Origin of the sequence: Aporhodopirellula rubra, from assembly GCF_014192335.1 — a bacterium.
GTDB classification, from domain to species: Bacteria; Planctomycetota; Planctomycetia; order Pirellulales; family Pirellulaceae; genus Rhodopirellula; species Rhodopirellula rubra.
On sequence record NZ_JACHXU010000062.1, the window covers coordinates 1 to 2,229 of the forward strand.

The window sequence follows — 2,229 nt, forward strand, 5'->3', positions numbered from 1 at the left end:
GCGAGCGACCGAAAAACGCCTCCGGCGAACGGCACCTCACCTCCACCAGCGGAAAAAAAATGAAGTAAGACAAAACAGAGTCAAAACCCACTTGCAAAACAACGGACTTCATAGTCGGCAGGGTTCAGCGGGGCCGCGCGAACGACTCACCACTTCAAAAACGTCAACTCGCGGCCTCCGTTGCAACCCATGGTTCGCCGCTAGTCTTCGAAGGGATACGGTCGACCTTTGACGTTTTCGAAGTGGTGCCGACGGCAAAGCACACTCATCGGCACGGCACCTCGATCGCAGCCATCGCGTTTGCAAGCAACGTCCTTACGCTCATCGCCAAGCATGTCGCAAAACTCGCGGTCCATTCGGAGAAAGACCTCTTCGGTGGGAGGCGGGTCAGGTGCGCCAAGCGTTTCAGGCCACGCGTCGAATCGAATGTAGTACCGAATTATATCAGCGGCGGCAGCGTTGTCTTGGGCTTCAGCCAACCGGTCCGCCCAAGCGATGCACTGATCGGCCGTCTGGCGATCGATTGTAATACACAGGCCGCGTTTGGTGAATTCAGGAGGGTGGGATTCTTCGTCAGTGTCCTCATCGTACGAGGGCGAGCCGAGGTCCGCGTCCGTGGATAGAGATAAGTCAGCAAAATCACCAGCAACGTAAAGCCAGTCGTCGTCCGAGGCATCGTTCGATCGCAAGCGTTGGATGATAGCTTCAAGCGTTGTCATGAGGACGCTTCAGTCGGCGAACGACACGCGTAACCGGGCACGCGCGAAAGATTCTCGATTCCGTAAACGCCGACTCGCGTGCTCCGGTTCACGCGATGGTTCGCCAGCATCTCAGTCATGCGGTCGCTGATCAAGCACATTGGTGATTTCTCGATCCCAGACTACGATCGCCGTGCCGAACTCCCCGTTTTCATCGGGCTCAGCATCTAGGTACGGTCCAGTACGCATGTGCCCAACATACTTTCCATCACCTTTATAGGTTAGAAGAAAGCTTGATGTCTGGGGCGTACCAGAGTCGGGAGCATGATAGGCATAGGACACGAGATACGTTGGGCCAGTTGGGTCAAATGCCAACGACTGCACGGTCGCGGGAACACCAGACTCCGCAGTTGCATCCTCAACCTGGGCTGCAATGTCGAGTTCCCGTAACGGAGTGAGCGAGTTGATCTCTTTCTGCAAGCTTGCAGTGCGCATTTGCGATTGCACCAGAGCAATGCCTAAAGCCGCAATAGCGGAAAGCAGAAGCACCGTCGAAATCGTGTACCGAGGAATTTTCATAGGTTGATCGAGGCGTAAATAGGCGAACGACACACATCACCGAGCCGGGACAGTCGATGTTCCATTCGTAAAACCCCGCAAGCCCGGCTTCGGTGGATGTGCTGGTTATCCGTCGCTATGAAGTCCGCTACTGCCGAAAAAGATTGCCTCCCGCTCCTTCTTGCTTCTTGCAAATTTATAGAGAAGTGTAAGAGATTTAGGGTCTTTAGGATCGACGGCGGCTAGCAACGCTGGTTGACATTTCAGATCTCGCGCAAAGAAGCCAGGGCCGTTGATAGCCTTGGTGTGAATTGCGTCGTCTATTTCGTATTCGAGATTGATACTGTGAATATTCTTCGGTAGCCAATGCGTCGATTCAACCTTTGCGAAGATCACGTTACCTCGTTTGATTAACTTGCTCATGCGGAGGTAGACGTAGGCAGCGGTGGCTAAACAACCCGCTTGTACCAACGCCATGATAGCCAACTGAATCCACCATGGTTCGTCATTCTGGGGCTCAGTTAGAACGGTGCCCCCTACTCCCATCGCGGTGGCGATGAGGAAGACCATCAAGATACCCTTCAAGACTTCGTTATTCAGAGGCGACATTTGCCGAAGTTTTTTAGTCTCGGCGTTAAGGTCAATCTGTTCCATCTGCGTCAGTCACAATAGTTAAGAGTCTAAGAGTTGTAAGCTTCAGTTGGAGCCAGCTACCGGATAACGGTGGACATGACCGGGGACGCGCGAACGAGTCACCACTTGTCGCAGCGCTGTCGCGTCCTCCGGTCCATGTGTACGCCCGACATGGGCGTGAACTTGTGGGGTGCCGTTTCCTTCGGGAAACCAGTCCCCTGTACGAAAACGGAACTTGAACGAAAGACAGGATACCAAATGTAATCGATCAAGACTAAGTACTAGGCGAAGGCAACTGCGGAAGGGCGACCAACCGTGGGGAGGAAGCCTGCGAAGATGA

At 53.9% G+C, this 2,229-nt stretch carries 3 protein-coding genes; all 3 read right to left on the minus strand.

Annotation, left to right across the window (positions count from 1 at the left end):
* Window positions 1-200 precede the first annotated feature (200 nt).
* The 3 genes from FHS27_RS30590 to FHS27_RS30600 all read right to left on the minus strand — a co-directional run bounded on the left by FHS27_RS30590 (window position 201) and on the right by FHS27_RS30600 (window position 1,910).
* Window positions 201-719: a DUF7716 domain-containing protein gene (locus tag FHS27_RS30590; protein WP_184310245.1), complete on the minus strand. Its 519-nt coding sequence runs from the start codon at window positions 717-719 to the stop codon at window positions 201-203.
* Between the two features lie 111 nt (window positions 720-830).
* Window positions 831-1,277, minus strand: coding sequence for a hypothetical protein (locus tag FHS27_RS30595; protein WP_184310247.1), 447 nt, complete (start codon window positions 1,275-1,277; stop codon window positions 831-833).
* A 105-nt stretch (window positions 1,278-1,382) separates the two neighbouring features.
* Window positions 1,383-1,910: a hypothetical protein gene (locus tag FHS27_RS30600; protein ID WP_184310249.1), complete on the minus strand. Its 528-nt coding sequence runs from the start codon at window positions 1,908-1,910 to the stop codon at window positions 1,383-1,385.
* Window positions 1,911-2,229 lie beyond the last annotated feature (319 nt).